This window comes from Brachybacterium phenoliresistens (assembly GCF_039530785.1).
In the GTDB taxonomy this organism is placed as follows: Bacteria; Actinomycetota; Actinomycetes; order Actinomycetales; family Dermabacteraceae; genus Brachybacterium; species Brachybacterium phenoliresistens.
This window is the reverse complement of record NZ_BAAAOW010000005.1, coordinates 239049-254155: the sequence shown is the minus strand read 5'-3', so window position 1 is coordinate 254155 and position 15107 is coordinate 239049. Positions and strand designations below refer to the sequence as shown.

The 15107-nt window shown below is 71.4% G+C and carries 14 protein-coding genes; 3 read left to right on the top strand and 11 right to left on the bottom strand.

Annotated elements, in window-relative coordinates:
* The 3 genes from ABD234_RS12880 to ABD234_RS12870 all read left to right on the top strand — a co-directional run.
* Positions 1-238: hypothetical protein (locus ABD234_RS12880; RefSeq protein WP_344356839.1), on the top strand; the 238-nt coding region annotated here is incomplete at its 5' end.
* Positions 239-332: 94 nt separating this feature from the next.
* On the top strand, positions 333-944 hold the full coding sequence (locus tag ABD234_RS12875) for a hypothetical protein (RefSeq protein WP_344356837.1): 612 nt from the start codon (positions 333-335) through the stop codon (positions 942-944).
* Entirely contained in the window at positions 863-1984 is a 1122-nt protein-coding gene (locus ABD234_RS12870) for an XRE family transcriptional regulator (protein ID WP_344356834.1), read from the top strand. Before ABD234_RS12875 ends, ABD234_RS12870 begins: the two co-directional genes overlap by 82 nt.
* A 35-nt stretch (positions 1985-2019) precedes the next feature.
* Here the strand turns inward: ABD234_RS12870 and ABD234_RS12865 are convergent, their stop codons facing one another.
* The 11 genes from ABD234_RS12865 to ABD234_RS12815 form a co-directional block, all read right to left on the bottom strand.
* Positions 2020-2613, bottom strand: a complete 594-nt coding sequence (locus ABD234_RS12865) for a hypothetical protein (RefSeq protein WP_344356831.1) — start codon at positions 2611-2613, stop codon at positions 2020-2022.
* A 316-nt stretch (positions 2614-2929) separates the two neighbouring features.
* Complete coding sequence (locus ABD234_RS12860) at positions 2930-4360, bottom strand: ABC transporter substrate-binding protein (RefSeq protein ID WP_344356828.1); 1431 nt, start codon at positions 4358-4360, stop codon at positions 2930-2932.
* A gap of 179 nt (positions 4361-4539) precedes the next feature.
* Positions 4540-5421, bottom strand: coding sequence for a carbohydrate ABC transporter permease (locus tag ABD234_RS12855; RefSeq protein ID WP_344356825.1), 882 nt, complete (start codon positions 5419-5421; stop codon positions 4540-4542).
* On the bottom strand, positions 5418-6515 hold the full coding sequence (locus tag ABD234_RS12850) for a carbohydrate ABC transporter permease (RefSeq protein ID WP_344356821.1): 1098 nt from the start codon (positions 6513-6515) through the stop codon (positions 5418-5420). Before ABD234_RS12850 ends, ABD234_RS12855 begins: the two co-directional genes overlap by 4 nt.
* A 50-nt stretch (positions 6516-6565) precedes the next feature.
* Entirely contained in the window at positions 6566-7423 is an 858-nt protein-coding gene (locus ABD234_RS12845; protein WP_344356818.1) for an aldo/keto reductase, read from the bottom strand.
* Positions 7420-9150, bottom strand: a complete 1731-nt coding sequence (locus ABD234_RS12840) for a GH39 family glycosyl hydrolase (protein ID WP_344356815.1) — start codon at positions 9148-9150, stop codon at positions 7420-7422. The genes ABD234_RS12845 and ABD234_RS12840 overlap by 4 nt, the downstream gene beginning before the upstream one ends.
* Before the next feature lie 475 nt (positions 9151-9625).
* Positions 9626-10360, bottom strand: a complete 735-nt coding sequence (locus ABD234_RS12835; protein ID WP_344356813.1) for a GntR family transcriptional regulator — start codon at positions 10358-10360, stop codon at positions 9626-9628.
* A 354-nt stretch (positions 10361-10714) separates the two neighbouring features.
* Positions 10715-11962 carry an MFS transporter gene (locus tag ABD234_RS12830; protein WP_344356810.1) on the bottom strand — a complete coding sequence of 416 codons (1248 nt, stop codon included), beginning with the start codon at positions 11960-11962 and terminating at the stop codon, positions 10715-10717.
* 338 nt (positions 11963-12300) lie between these two features.
* On the bottom strand, positions 12301-13374 hold the full coding sequence (locus tag ABD234_RS12825; RefSeq protein WP_344356807.1) for an ABC transporter ATP-binding protein: 1074 nt from the start codon (positions 13372-13374) through the stop codon (positions 12301-12303).
* Positions 13374-14192: a carbohydrate ABC transporter permease gene (locus tag ABD234_RS12820; protein WP_344356805.1), complete on the bottom strand. Its 819-nt coding sequence runs from the start codon at positions 14190-14192 to the stop codon at positions 13374-13376. Before ABD234_RS12820 ends, ABD234_RS12825 begins: the two co-directional genes overlap by 1 nt.
* Complete coding sequence (locus ABD234_RS12815; RefSeq protein ID WP_344356803.1) at positions 14189-15103, bottom strand: carbohydrate ABC transporter permease; 915 nt, start codon at positions 15101-15103, stop codon at positions 14189-14191. Before ABD234_RS12815 ends, ABD234_RS12820 begins: the two co-directional genes overlap by 4 nt.
* Positions 15104-15107: the final 4 nt, after the last annotated feature.

Sequence of the window (15107 nt, the reverse complement as noted above, 5' to 3'; positions counted from 1 at the left end):
TCTGAGGTCCTCGAGCCAGGCAATCGCCTGGCTCGCGGACCTCAGCCGGCCGTTCGTGTTCGGGGCGGGGCGGGGCAAGGTGGTGGGGACGGGCGGACCGGCGCGGCGTGACCGTCTCTCGCCGTGGTGGGCCCTTCCCGCGTTCGGCTGGGCGCCGCTGCTCGGGATCTGGTTCCTCGTGCCGCATCGGGGTCGGCGAGGCGCGGGAAGCTCGGAACGCGGTGTCGACGTGCGGTGATCGGCGTGTCGCCTGCCGCCCTGGCCGAGGAACTCCTCGCGCTGCGCACGGAGCGCCACGGCCGCATTGACCTGCGGGTGGTATATTTTGCGGCATGAATTCCCTCGAGTTCCCCAGCGCCGAGCAGGTCCTCGACAGGCTGGGCGACGACTTCATCACCGCGTTCATCGACGCTGTCGACGGTGCGCGCGCGGACTACCGTGAGCTCAAGGCCTGGCATCCGGACTGGGCGCCGGGCTACACCAGCAGATTCATCGCGAACTTCGCGCACGAGCGGATCTGGGACAGGCTGACGCGCCAGGTGCGGGGGCGGCCCGGGGTCGAGATCCGCGATGAGGAACCCATCCGGGAGATCCGCACGGGAACCATGTTCGTGACCCGTGTGAAGCGTCATCATCCGGGCGAGAGGATCTCGACCTACCCCACCGCGGGAGCGCTGGCCTACTGGGCCGGTCGCGCGATCACTCTGGAGGGCCTCGAGCAGCACAGCCTGGCTGCCGGGTACTACTGGGATCGGGAGACGCGGGAGATCGGAGATGCTGTCCTCTCGCTGCGCGAAGCCCTGGACCGTCCTGTCTGGGGGATCACCCTGGAGCGTTCGGCGTCGGCGCCGACGGGGATCGCATGGACTCCGATCGAGCCCGGACTGCCCGAGTTGGATCTCTCGCAGTTCGCGACCGAGGACGAGGAGGAGGACTTCGCGTGAGGCGCGGAATCGGGGATGTCCTTCTGGTGCTTCGAAGGGCATCCGGACTGACGCAGGGTGAATTGGCTGATCGTGTGGGGATGACCCAGGCGACCCTCTCTCGGTACGAGCATGACCTCCGTGAGGTGGACGATGACGCCGCCCAACGGCTCGCCGACGCGCTGGGTGTCACGGCGGAGTTCCTCCGCCATGACTTCCGCATGGAGGGCGCCATCGCCGCCGATGCTCACATGCGCCGTCAGAAGACTGCTCGACCGTCGGACTGGAAGCACGTGGAGGCGCGGTTGAACGCGCTCCGGATGCACTCGTCGTTCGTGCTGAGCCGCGTCCCGATGCGGCCGAGGAATCACGTCATCCAGGTGGATCCTGACGAGACGAGCCCGACCGAGGCGGCGGCCATGCTCCGAGCAGCATGGCGCATGCCCATCGGGCCCGTACGACACCTCGTGCGATGGATCGAATCCGCGGGAGTGCTGGTCGTCGAAGAGGACTTCGGATCCGCGCGCATCGATGGGATGTCGCAGTGGGCGGGCGACCACGCGCTGATCCTTGCGAACACCGCCCGGCCCACGGATCGACTCCGCCTGACTCTCGCGCACGAGCTCGGTCACCTGGTGATGCACAGCGGGATGGTCGATCGCGATGCCGAGTCGCAGGCGAACGAGTTCGGGGCAGAGTTCCTTCTGCCCGCAGCTGCCATCGGGCCGGAGCTGCACAACCTCAGCCTGGGGAAGCTCGCGGATCTCAAGGTCGAATGGGGAGTCTCGATGCAGGCGATCTTCGAGCGTGCGTACGCACTGGGCAAGGTCTCGGCCGCGGAACGGACCACGTTCTACCGGCAGCTCTCGAAGCGAGGGTGGAGGACGCGAGAACCTGGTTCGGACCTCATCCCCCCGGAGGAGCCGAAGCTGGCGAGGAGCATCGGGGACGGCCTGCGCAGCACCGGCCTTTCCGAATCGGAGGTCGCGCGACTCATCGGCACGCAGGCGGATCAGGACACGCCGTTCCTGGCTCGCCGCCGACGCCTCCAGGTCGTCTGACAGCACGCGTCCGAGGGGCTGCGGCCCACGCGGGATTACGCCCGCAGCAGGAGGACGGCAGTCTGGCCGTTCCAGATGCGGTCCTGCTCCGGGTGGTCCTCGCCGGAGTAGTAGTCGGGAAGGGTCAGCTCCGTCCCGGCTGGGCAGAAGCTGCCGAACGGCGCATCCACGGCGCTGAGGACCAGGCACTCGCCCTCCTCGCCGACATGCTCGACCTCGAACACGTCTCCCGTATCCTCGATCGTGACCTGCGGAAACGCGACCTCGACGCATCCCCACCCGGGCTCGCTGTCCGGGGCAGGGCACCAGCGACCGTCCGCGTCCGCCGGGCTCGGAGCAGCTGAGGGCGTGGCCTCGGGCTCGGGGCCCTCGGCCGATGCGGCATCGGACGGCCCGCCCGATGGCTCCGCGGGATCCTCCGACCCGCCGGCGGTGGGCTCCGTCGTCGGCTCCGCCTCTGCCTCGGCGGTCGGCTCCGCCTCCGCCTCGGCGGTGGCCTGCGCGGTCGGCTCATCGGCCTGCGGCCCCTGCGCGGTGCCGCATCCGGCGAGGGCGAGGGCGAGGGCCAGGCCCGCGGCCAGGATCAGGGCGCGGGAACGGATCCGGGGCGGGGCGCAGGTGCGGGACATCGACAGGAGCTCCTCGGGGTCGTCGCGGATGCGACCACTGTGCCATGACCGGTGCCGATGCCGGCTCCCGGGTCCGTCCCGGGGCCGGCCCCGTCCGGCGCGTGCACGAACGGCGGTCTGAGGTCCTCGAGCCAGGCAATCGCCTGGCTCGAGGACCTCAGACCGCCGTCTGTGTCCGGGGCCCGCGGCGCGCGCCCGAGGGGAATCCGCGCGGGGCCGGCCCGCGTCGGGAGGATTCCTCTGGGGGCCAGCCCGCGTCGGGAGGACCTCTGGGGGCCCGTCCGCGTCGGGAGGAACCCGTGCGGGGTCTGCGGGGTCAGTACGTGTAGTCCTGTCCGGCCACCCAGTCCGGGAACTCCCAGTCGGTGCGGTCGACCTGGGCGCCCTCCGCCTTCGCGGCCTCGATCGCGGCATCCAGGGCGGCGGAGTTCGCGTCGCTGAGCTCGACCAGGGCGGCCTTCAGGTCGGTGATCTCCCCGCCCAGGTAGCCCTGGATGACGTTGCCGAGCTCCGGGGTGACGGGGGTGCGCTTCGCCTCGGCCCGGGCGACCTCGACGTTGCGGACGATGGCCTGCGGGGCGCGGAAGATCCGTGCCGAGAAGTCCTCGACCAGCCAGGCGTAGGGCTCGATGACATCGGCCCGGGCGACGACGTCCAGCAGGATCGGCGGCTGGTCCATGCCGGTGGCGAGCTGGGTCTGGTAGTCCTCCTGGGTGAAGGACTCGATGAGGAGGGAGGCCTGCTCGGCCATCTGCGTGGTCCCGCCCATCACCCAGTCGGCGGCGCGGGCGCCGCGGGCGGCGACGACCTCCTCGCCGTTCGGGGTGGGCATCCCGGCGACGGCCATCTTCGGCAGCATGTCGGGGTTCAGGGAGCGCACCGCGCCGGGGGAGTAGGGGCCGTCCATGTGGAAGCCGATGCCCCCGGCGGCCCATCGGCCGCGGGCGTCGGGGATCTGGAGGCCGGCGGTGCCCGGCAGCAGGTAGCCCTTGTCGGAGATCTCCTTGTACAGCTCGATCGCGGCGAGGTAGGCGTCGTGGTGGTACTCGTAGGCGCCGGTGTCGTAGCGCAGCCCCTGGTAGCCGGGGAACCCGCCGGCCTGGGCGAGGTCGTCGGCCTGCTCGCGCATGCGACCGGGGACGCCGAGCGCCATGGTCATCGGCGTGAACTCCCCGTGCGCGGCGATCTTCGCGAGCGCGCCCAGCAGGTCGTCGTAGCTGGTGGGAGGCTCGAAGCCGACCGCCTCGGCGATCTCCGCGTTGTACCAGGCGCAGGCCACGTACTGCTTCTCGGAGAAGGCCGGCAGGCCGTAGATCCTCCCGTCCAGCTGGGTGAGGCCCTCGACGAAGGAGCCCTCGGGCAGGCGGGCCCGCGCCTCCTCGCTCAGGGTGATCTCGTGGACCCAGCCGGCCTCGACCAGCGCCGGCAGCGGCAGCCCGACCAGGGCCGTGTACACATCCGGCAGCTGACCGGCCTGGTTGGCCAGCTGCAGCGCCTCGGTCGCGGCGGAGGGCTCGTTGTAGGTGTGCTCGATGGTCGCGCCGATGCTCTCGGAGAGATCCGCGGCCCACTGGTCGTGGAGGTCCTGGAGGCCGCCGAAGTGGTCCCACCAGCGCAGGGCGCCGGCTGCTGCGCCGCCCCCTCCGGCCGATGGGGGTGCGCTGGGGCCGCCGCAGGCCGCGGCGAGGGAGGCGAGGCCGGCGGCGCCGAGGCCGGCGAGGGCGTGGCGGCGGGTGGGACGGTGCATGGTGACTCCTCGATGAGCTCATGATGCGAGTGGACAGGGCAGGAGGGCGCGCGGACCGGACCCGATGACGGCAGGTCCGGGCACGGCGGCCAGGCAGAGGGGACGGGTCCGGCGGTCCGGCAGGTCGAGCGGTCCGGCAGGTCGGACCGATCAGGCGGGGCGGTGCGGGCCGGGCCGGGTCAGGACTTCACGGACCCGGCGATGCCCTCGACGAAGTAGCGCTGCATGAACGCGAACAGGGCGACGATCGGGATCAGGGAGATGACGCCCGCGGCGGCCATCCCGGACCAGTCCGTGGAGTTCTCGCCGACGAAGGCCTGCATGCCCACGCTGACGGTGCGCAGCTTGGGGTTGGAGAAGGAGAACACCAGCGGCAGGAAGAACGCGTTCCAGGTGAACAGGAACGTCAGCACGGACACCGTCGCCGTGACCGGCATCGACAGCGGCAGCATGATGCGGGTGAAGGTGCCCAGGAACCCGGTGCCGTCCACGACGGCGGCCTCCTCGAGCTCGGCGGGCAGGCGGCGGAAGTAGCCGGCGTAGATGAGGATCGCCGCGACGTTCGCGCCGCCGGACAGCGCCAGGATCATGCCGGAGAGCTGGTCCAGCAGCCCCAGCTGCATCGACAGCTTCACGATGGGGATGATCGTGTAGCCGGTGGGCACGAACAGCGTGGCCACCAGGATCCCCAGGATCAGGCGGGAGCCGGGGAAGCGGTAGCGGCCCAGCACGTAGCCGGCCAGGGCGCAGCGCACCACCACGATCACCACGGTGCCGACCGTGACGATCGCCGTGTTCAGCAGGTAGCGGCGGAAGTTCCCGTCCGTCCAGGCGCGGGCGTAGTTCTCCCAGCGCAGCTGCTCGGGCACCAGGTCCAGGCCGCCGGCGAAGATCTCCGCCGGCGACTTCAGCGACGCCGAGACCATCCAGACGAAGGGGAACACCCATAGCGCGGCGATCACGCCGAGCACGGCGACGAGCGTCCACCAGGGCAGGCGGCGGCGCCAGCGGCGGGCTCGGGGGAGGGCGGCCGATGCCGCGGGGCGGGCCGGGGCGGTCATGCGCGCGCTCCTGAGCGTCGGGCGAGCATCGTGACCCACAGCTGCGCTCCGACGACCACGAGCACGAGCAGCCCGAACAGGACGGCGGCCGCGGAGGCGAAGCCGAGCTGGGGGATGGTCGCCGCGAAGGCGTAGCGGTAGACGTAGATCTCGATGATCTCGGTGCTGTAGAAGGGGCCGCCGGCCGTCATCGTCTGCATGAGGTCGAAGGCGTGGAAGCAGTCCTCGACGGTGAGGACGGTGATGATCGCCAGGAACGGGATCAGCAGCGGCAGGGTGATGTGGCGGAAGGTCGCCACGGCGCCGGCGCCGTCGATGCGCGCCGCCTCGTACAGGTCCTTGGGGACGGTCTGCAGCGCGGCCAGCCAGTAGATGAGGGTGATCCCGAAGAACTTCCACACGTAGATCAGCGCGGCCGTCGGCAGGGCCGTGGCCGAGGACCCCAGCAGGTCGATCGGTCCCAGCCCCAGCAGTCCCGCCAGCACCGAAACCGGGCCGCTGGCCGGGTCCAGCACGAACCGCATCACCACGCCGACGATGGCGGTGGTGGTGACCACGGGCAGGAAGTACAGGGTGCGGAAGAACGAGGACAGCGGCAGCTTCGGCGAGTTCAGCAGGATCGCCAGGAAGAACGCGCCGAGCACCCGCAGCGGCGTCACGATCAGCATGAACACCACGGTGATGCGCACCGCGGACCAGAACATCGGGTCCGCCAGCACGGCGCGGTAGTTGTCGATGCCCACGAAGCGCTGGTCGGAGGTGAAGCCGTTCCACTCGACCAGCGAGTACCAGTAGCTGGCGATCATCGGGTACAGGGTGTACATCCCGTACAGGACGACGGTGGGCAGCAGGAACGCATAGATCCACAGGGTGCGGCGGCGGGCGCGCGCCCGCTGGCCGGGCCGCATCGGCCGCCGCGGGGGAGCACCCGGGCGGCGGGATCGGGTCGAGGTCCCGGCGCTCGCCGGGTCTGGGGCTGCGGCTGCGGCCGATGGGCGGTCCGGGGCCGAGGGGCTGTGCGGGGCCGCAGGGCGGGCATCGGCCGCAGGCAGGGAGTCGGCCGGGGAGCGGCCGAGGGCCGGGGTGCCGGTCACGGGGTGCCTCCTTCCGGGGCGTCGTCGCTGATCAGCGGGAACATGGCCGGTCAGCGGATCTGGCTGATGGCGAAGGTCGCCGGGTCGTTGCCGATGCGGTGGCCGCGCTCGAGGGCATCGATGCGGGCCATCTGCTCCGGGGCCAGGGACAGGCCGCCCACGTCGAGGTTCTCGACCAGCCGGTCCCGGGAGGTGGTCTTGGGGATGACCACGTAGCCGTGCTGGATGTGCCAGCGCAGCACCACCTGGGCGGGCGTGGCCCCGAGCTCGGCGGCGATCGCGGCGATCACCGGGTCCTCGAGGTCCCCGCCCTGGCCCAGCGGCGAGTAGCTCTCCACCGCCACGCCCAGCTCGCGCTGGAGGGCGACGAGATCGGCGCGGGCATGGCTGGGATGCAGCTCGATCTGGTTGACGGCGGGCATCACCTGGGCGAGGGCGGCGAGCTCGCGCAGGTGCTCGGGCAGGAAGTTGGAGACGCCGATGGCGCGCACGACGCCCTCGGCGTGGAGGCGCTCGAAGGCCCGCCAGGTCTCCTGCCACAGCCCCGCGGCCGGGTTCGGCCAATGGATGAGGTACAGGTCCAGCTGCTCCAGCCCCAGCCGGTCCAGGGTGTCGGCGGCGGCGCGCAGGGCGGCGTCGTAGCCCTGCTCGCCGTTGCGCAGCTTCGAGGTCACGAACACCTCTTCGCGGGGCAGGCCCGCGGCGCGCAGGGCCGCGCCGACGCCGGCCTCGTTGTTGTAGGCGGCGGCGGTGTCGACGTGGCGGTAGCCGACCTCGAGGGCGGTCTCCACCACGGGCTGCACCTGGTCGGGGTCGATCTGGAAGACGCCCAGGCCCAGCTGCGGCACCTCCACTCCCGGGGCGATGAGGGCGGAAGCGGTCATCGGGGCGGCGGGGGCCGGGCTCATCGGACGGGCTCCAGCACCAGCAGGGACACGGCCGGCAGCGGCAGCTCGACCGTGAGCTCGAGCGTGCCCTCGGCGCCGGCCCGCACCTCGACGGGCTCGGCGAGCTCCTCGAGGCCCTCGCGGGCATGGATCTGCGCGAGCTGCTCGGGCGAGGGCACCTGCGGGGCGCCGAGCCGCTGCCACACGGTGTGGCTGTTGGAGTGCTCCGCGTCGATGCGGTGATGGGTCAGCCGGTACGCACCGGCCTCCAGGCCCCGCACCGTGAGGGAGACCGGGGTGGGGGCATCGGCCGTGCGGTACTGGTCGTCGGTGTGGCGCCACACCGCGGCGGCGATGCGGCCGTCCTCGTGCCGGGAGGCGAGCACGTCGACCTCCTCCGGCATGGAGCGGCCCTGTGCCGCATCCAGCAGCTCGACCCCGTGGGCGGCGTCGCTGGTGGCGGCCAGGCGCCGCGGGCCCAGGTGGGCGAGCAGGCGGTAGGCGTTCAGCAGCGGCTTCTCGATGCGATCCGCGGTGAGGAAGGCGCGGGTGCCCTCGAAGAACCGCTCGCCCTCGAAGTAGAAGCTCCAGCTGGTGGCCTGCTGGACGTTCGCGCCCTCGGCCTCGGACAGGTCCAGCAGCTTCTTCATGAGCTTCACCTGGAACACCGGGAAGTACTCGGTGTTCTGGAAGCGGAAGTTGGCGTTGTCGTAGAACGAGAAGTGGGCGGGGACGCCCGCATCGCACTCGTCGATGATCGCCGGCAGGGTGCGGTAGGCGGGGAACTGCGCCATCACCTGCAGCATCGAGCGCACCTCGTGGAGCATCTTGTGCGCCGAGGGGCTCTGCTGCTCCGGGGCGTCGCCGCCGGTGGGCCCGTACACGCGCCACGGCGTGAAGTTCGAGCCCTTGGTGTGGAAGGAGACGAAGTCCAGCGGCAGGTCGTGCTCGTCGGTGTAGGCGAGGAATCCGTGCAGGAACTCGGTGCCGCCGCCGGTGACCGCCGGCCCGCCGACCTTCGCCTGCGGCAGCACGCTGCGCACGCCCTCGACGGTCGCCGCGTACAGCTCGTGGAACTGCTGCGGGGTGCCGCGCCAGTAGAAGATGTCCGGCTCGTTCCACAGCTCCCACAGCCAGGTGTCGACCTCCTGCGCGCCGTAGCGCTCCAGGCAGTGCGCGGCGACGGCGGCGACGAGATCCCGCCAGCGGTCGTAGTCCCGCGGCGGGTAGGCCCACTGGCCGGCCTCGTAGGCGGAGTACACGGTGGGGCTGGAGGTGACGGTGAGCTCCTCCGCCTCCGGCGGGAGCAGGTCCTTCGGGGTGAAGCCGATCTCGACCAGCACATGGTGGCCGCCCTCGACGATCGCGTCGTAGGCCTGGTCGAGGATGGTGAAGTCGTAGGACGGGGTGCCCTCCGCGTCCTCGTGGTAGACGTTCCCGCTGCCCCAGTGCGGCAGCCCGAAGCCGGATCCCGAGCACAGCGCGTAGTGCGGGCGGATGTGGAATCCGGTCTGGGTGAGCTCGCCGAAGGTGTTCAGCAGGTGCCGTCCGGTGGGCGTGTACGTCCAGTTGATCTCGTCGAAGCCGACGCTCTCCCACAGCCGGGTCAGGTCCCCGGTCTCGCGGGCGGCGTCGATCTCCACCCGGGCGGCGGTGACGTGCGGGGCGTGCGGATCGCTGGGGGCGTGGGGCGGGAAGGCCTGGCTGCTGGTGAGGTTCACGTGGGTGGGCTGGGCGGTCGTGGACACGCGCGGTCACTGCCTTTCGGGAGGGGCTGTCGGGCGTTCTCGGGGGCTGTCGGGGTGGAGCGGCGGTGCTCGGGGAGCGGTCCGGGCGTGGGTGCCGGGGGGCGAGGAGCCCGGGTGCCCTGGAGCTCGGGCGCTCCGGAGCTCGGGTGCTCCGGGGCTCGGAGTCGCCGGGTGCGGAGGAGTCGGAGACGGAGGACGCGGCATGCACGAGGACGTGGTGCCGGGAACTGCGGTGGTGCCGGAAACCTGGGGTGCTGCGGTCGTGGCGGCTGCTTCGCCGCCGGACGTGCGGGGCCGATGGGCCCGTCGGAGGGGAGGGGCCCGGTGGGGCCCGTCGACCTGCCGCTCAGCCTAGGGACACGGATTGCAGATTGTCAACAATCTACGAGAACGGGGTGGTTCGGCCGCTGCGACGGCGGGGGCGAGGACCGGGACGACGGCCGGGCCGGCGGCGCGGGCGCCGAGCCGGCCGGGCTCAGAGCCCGGTCTTGCCCTCCGGTCCCGGGCCCGACAGCGGACCCGTCTCGTCCGGCCCGTGCTCGAGGGCGCGCATCTTGCGGATCTGCCGCAGCGTCCAGCCGATGTGCTTCTCGATCGCGGCGACGGACGCCTGCGGGTCGCCGGAGGCGAGGACATCCCGCATCTCCTGGTGCTCCTGGTGCAGCTTCGCGCGGAAGTCCGTGCGGTCGGTGCGGGCGTTGAGGAACATCGAGACCTGGCTTCGCAGCATCCCCCAGGTCCGCTCGAGGCGCGCATGATCGGCCGCGGCGTAGACGAGGTCGTGGAACTCGAGATCCAGGCGCACGTGCTCGTCGCCCGGCGCATCCGAGGCGATGGTGCGCATCTGCTCGATGACCTCGTCCAGCTGGGCGAGGACCCGGGCGTCGGCGCGCTCGGCGCAGCGCTCCATGGCCAGGCGCTCGATCGCCAGGCGCAGCGAGTAGATCTCCTCGATGTCCTCGTAGGACAGGGTGATCACCCGCGCCCCGCGGTGCCGCTGCACCTCGACCAGCCCCTCGCGGCTGAGCAGCGTGATCGCCTCCCGCACCGGTCCGCGGCTGACGGTCATCGACTCCGCGAGCTCGGCCTCCTTGAGGCGCTCGCCGGGGGCCAGATGGCCGCTCGTGATCATCTCCCGCAGCTGATCCGCCACCAGCGTGGACAGCGCAGGAGGCGTCGTCATCCCCGCGAGGAGCTTCGACGTCGCCATGAGCGCATCCTTCTGACGGTGGGGAGGGGGTGGGGGGTGGGGAAGGGGGAGGGCCTGCGGTCGAGTGTAGTGGCGGGGTCGAGGGGCCCGGTCGAGAGGAGGCGCGGCGGCGCCGCCTCGGGGCCGGCCCCGCCCTGCGCGAGCACGAACGGCTGCCTGAGGTCCGCGGACCAGGCAATCGCCTGGCTCGCGGCCCTCAGACCGCCGTCTGTCTCCGGTCGACCCGGGGCAGGGGCCCCTGGCCCGGCGGGTGCTGCGGGATCGGCCGGCCCCGCGCCGCATCATGGCCGGATCGGACGGCCGCGCGCCGCACGAAGGCCGGATCGGTCGCCCAGCGTTCCGCCCGTCGGCTGATCAGCCCACCGGCACCTCGGCCGCGACCGGCGCCGCCGCCACGACCCGCGCCCGCTGGCGCCGGTGCACCAGCAGCGACCAGCTCGCCACGCCGAGGCCCAGGATCGCCAGCACCACGCCGGTCCAGGCGGGGGCGAGCAGGCCCCAGCCGGCGGCGAGGACGGCCGCGCCCAGCGCCGCGCCCAGGGAGTTGCCGATGTTCAGCGCCGAGTGGTGCAGGGCCGCCGCGAGCGAGGGGGCGTCCGGCGAGGCGTCCAGCAGGAACAGCTGCAGGGATGGGCCCATCAGCTGTGAGGTCACCGCGATCGCGAACAGCAGGACCATCCCGGCGACGGCCTGGTGGGCGACCAGGGCGAACACCGCGAGGCTCCCGGCCATGCCCACGAGCCCCAGGAAGATCGTCCCGTAGATGCTGCGGTCCGCCAGGCGCCCGGCGACGAGGTTGCCGATGGTCATGCCGACGCCGAACACGAACAGCGCCAGCGGCACGGCGCCCATGCCCAGGCCCAGCACGCCGGGCACGATCTCGCCGATGTAGCTGTACACCGCGAACATGCCGCCGAAGCCGATGGCCCCCATGCCCAGGCCCAGCCACACCTGCGCGCGCTGCAGGGCCCGCAGCTCCCCGCGGATCGAGCCGGTGGCGCCGGCGCCCTCGGGCTCGGGCACCAGGCGCCAGATAGCCAGGGTGCTGGCCGCGGCGATCACCACGACGATCAGGTAGGCGGAGCGCCAGCCGACGGCCTGGCCGAGCGCGGTCGAGGCGGGCACGCCGAGCATCGTCGCTATGGTCAGGCCCAGCATCACCAGGGACACGGAGCGGGCGCGCTGGTTGGCGGGGGACAGCCGCGCCGCGACCAGGGAGGCGACGCCGAAGAAGGCGCCGTGCGGCAGGCCCGCGACGAAGCGGGCCGCGGCCAGCACCGTGAAGTCCAGGGCGATCGCCGAGAGCAGGTTCCCCAGGCCGATCAGGGCGATGAGCAGCACCAGCAGCTGGGAGCGGGGCATCCGCACCGCGGCGATGGTCACCAGCGGTGCGCCGATGACCACGCCGAGCGCGTACAGGGTGATGAGCATGCCGGCCTGCGGGATCGACACGTCCAGGGAGGAGGCGATCTGCGGCAGCAGCCCCATGCTCGCGAACTCGGTGGTGCCGATCGCGAAGGCGCCCAGCGACATCGCGAGGATGACCAGGCGCAGGCGGCCGGGGGACAACGGGGCGGGCGGGGCGACGGAAGGCGAGGTCACGGGGGCTCCAGCGCGGGACGGGGGTGTGTGCACGCTGCCGACGCTGGAAGCGGTGAGGACCCTCCCGATCCTATAGACCATGGGCGGTGGGGTGAAGGTGTGCGTGAGCCAGTCGAGACGGCCGGTTCGGACGACCGGTCGGGACGGCCCGGCTCCAGGATCGGAGGCGTGACGGGCGGCCAGGGCGGGGGAGGCGGCCCCCGCGTTCCGGGAAGGGGACGACCGGCCCAGTCCGTCCCCCCGCGTTCCGGGAAGGGGACGGCCGGCCCGGTCCGTCCCGGGCCGGCCGTCCGGTCCCGGCCCTCACTTCGGGGGCGCTCGGAGCTGTCCCGGAGCGATCACAGACGCTGGTGCGTCCGGGCGTCGAACACGTGGGGTGCCGCGGCGCGGGTGTCGAGCCGGACCGGGTCCCCGGGACGGCGGGAGGAGAATCCGGGCTCCCGCACCACGAACTCGCCGTCGGCGACCTGGACGAGGACGTCGGTGGCATTGCCGAGCGGTTCGACCACGAGGACCGTGCCGTCGTGCTCCGCCGCGGTTCCCGGGGCGAGGGAGCACTCGGTGGGGCGCAGACCCAGCCGCACCGTGTCGCACCCGGTGAGATCGGCGTCGGGGACATCGACCTCGAGGTCGGTGCCTTCGATGCGGACGCGGTGCGGGCCGACGGCGGCGGCGTCGACGATGTTCATCCGCGGCTTGCCCACGAACCCGGCGACGAACTCGGTGGCGGGGGTCCGGTAGATCTCCGCTGGAGTGCCGTACTGCTCGAGTCGGCCGGCGCTCATCACGGCGATCCGGTCGGAGAGGCTCATCGCCTCCTCCTGGTCGTGGGTGACGTAGACGCTGGTGGCGCCGATCTCCGCGTGCAGGATCTTCAGCTCCGCGCGGGTCTTGTCGCGCAGCAGCGCATCGAGGTTCGAGAGCGGCTCGTCGAACAGCAGGACGCCGGGCCGGCGGGCGATGGCCCGGGCGAGTGCGACCCGCTGGCGCTGGCCGCCGGAGAGCGCCTTGGGGCGGCGACGCAGGTGGTTCTCCAGCTCGAGCTTCGTGGCCGCTTCGAGGACGCGCTGCTCGATCTCCGCCTTCGGCAGCTTCCGCATCCTCAGACCGAACGCGATGTTGTCCGCGACGCTCAGGTGCGGGTAGAGCGCGTAGTCCTGGAACACGAAGGCGAGGTCGCGCTTGTGCGGCTCGAGGTCCTCGACCGCCCTTCCGTCGACCACGATCGAACCATCGGTGACGGACTCGAGGCCGGCGATCATGTTCAGGGTGGTCGACTTCCCGCAGCCGGAGGGGCCCAGCAGCGAGACGAAGCTGCCGTCGGGAATGGTGTACGTGAGGTGCTCGACGGCGTACCGCTCGTCCTTCGGGGAGTACTTCTTGCTGACTCCCTGCAGCTGGATCTCTGCCATCAGCCCTTCACTGCTCCTTCGGTGATTCCTTGGACGATCCACTTCTGCGCGAGGAGCGCGAGCACCAGCACGGGCAGCGCGGTGATCACGCCGGCGGTGGCGGCCGCGGTGTAGTCCATGGCGAAGATGCCCTGGAAGGCGGCGGTGCGCACCGGCAGCAGCGGAGTGTTGTTCGAGGTGAGGACCTTCGCGAGGAAGAAGTCGCTCCATGCGGTGATGAACGCGAAGATCGAGGCGGCGGCCAGTCCCGGTTCGGACAGCGGCAGCACCACGCGCCGCACGATGCCCAGGCGGGTGCAGCCGTCGACACGGGCCGCCTTCTCCAGGTTCACCGGGATGGACTCGAAGAAGCTGACCATCATCCAGATCACCAGCGGCAGGATGAACGCCGTGTAGGTGAGGATCATGCCGAGCATCGAGTCGTAGAGGCCGAAGGACCGCAGCAGCACGAACAAGGGCACGGCGAGGACCACGGCGGGGATCGCCTGGACCGCCATCATCCCCAGCAGGAGAGTCTGCTGACCCCGGAAGCGGAAGCGGGCGAAGACGTACGCGCACAGCGATCCGAGCGCCATGCAGATGAGGGTGGTCGCGGCGGCGACGATCAGGGAGTTGCGGATCGGGACGAGGAAGGTGCTGTCCGAGAGCAGCGCCGTGTAGCTGGCGAGCGTGAGGTCTGCGGGGGAGAGGTCCATCCTCGCGGATCGCAGATTGCTGGAGGGGAAGGCGCTGTAGACCACCATCCATCCGAACGGCACGACGAGGTACAGCACCAGCAGCACCACGAGCGCGCGGTGGATGAGGGTGCGGGCGATCATGTCGACTTCTCCTTCCGTCGGCCCAGCAGCAGGATCCAGAAGATCGTGGTCGCGATGACGATGCCCATGATGGTGATCGACATCGCCGCGCCGTAGCCGCGGTCCAGGTAGCTGAAGGTGGTCAGGTAGGCCAGGAAGTTGACCGTCGTGGTCGCCTCCGCCGGACCGCCGGAGCCTCCGGTGAGGACGTAGATCGTGTCGAACACCTTGATCGACCACATGGACTGCACGATGAGCAGGAACATGAGCGTGCCGCGCAGGTTCGGCAGCGTGACCTTCCAGAACTGGGCCCAGCTCCCGGCGCCGTCGATCGCCGCCGCGCGGTAGATGTTCGAGGGGATCGCCTGCATCGAGGCGATCGTCATCAGGGCGAGGAAGGGGGTGAGCTTCCAGACCTCGGACAGGATCAGGACGCCCATGATCAGCTGCGGGTCCGCGAGCCACTGGATCGGGCGGCCGATGAGCCCGAGGCCGGCCAGGGCGGAGTTCGCGACCCCGTAGGTGCCGTCGAAGATCAGCTTCCACATGATGCCGTTGACGACCGGGGGCACCGCCCACGGGACCAGCAGCAGGACCCGCGCGAGGTTCCGACCCCGGAACGGATGCTGCAGCAGTCTGGCGATGCCGACGGCCAGCGCGACCCCGCCGAGCACGGTGAAGATCGAGAACACGAGCGTGCGCACGAGCGCCTGGCGGAAGTTCGCGTCCGTCGCGATCTGGGCGTAGTTCCACAGGCCCACGAACTGCGTGGCCCCGGGCAGCTTGTCGTTCATCTGGTAGAGCGAGAGCATCACCGCGTACAGCAGCGGGTAGAGGAACAGCGCTCCGATGGTGAGCACGGCGGGGGAGGCCGCGAGGATCGCGAATCGGCGGTCCCCGCGCTCCCCGGCGGTGAGCGTGCGGCGCGTCATGCCC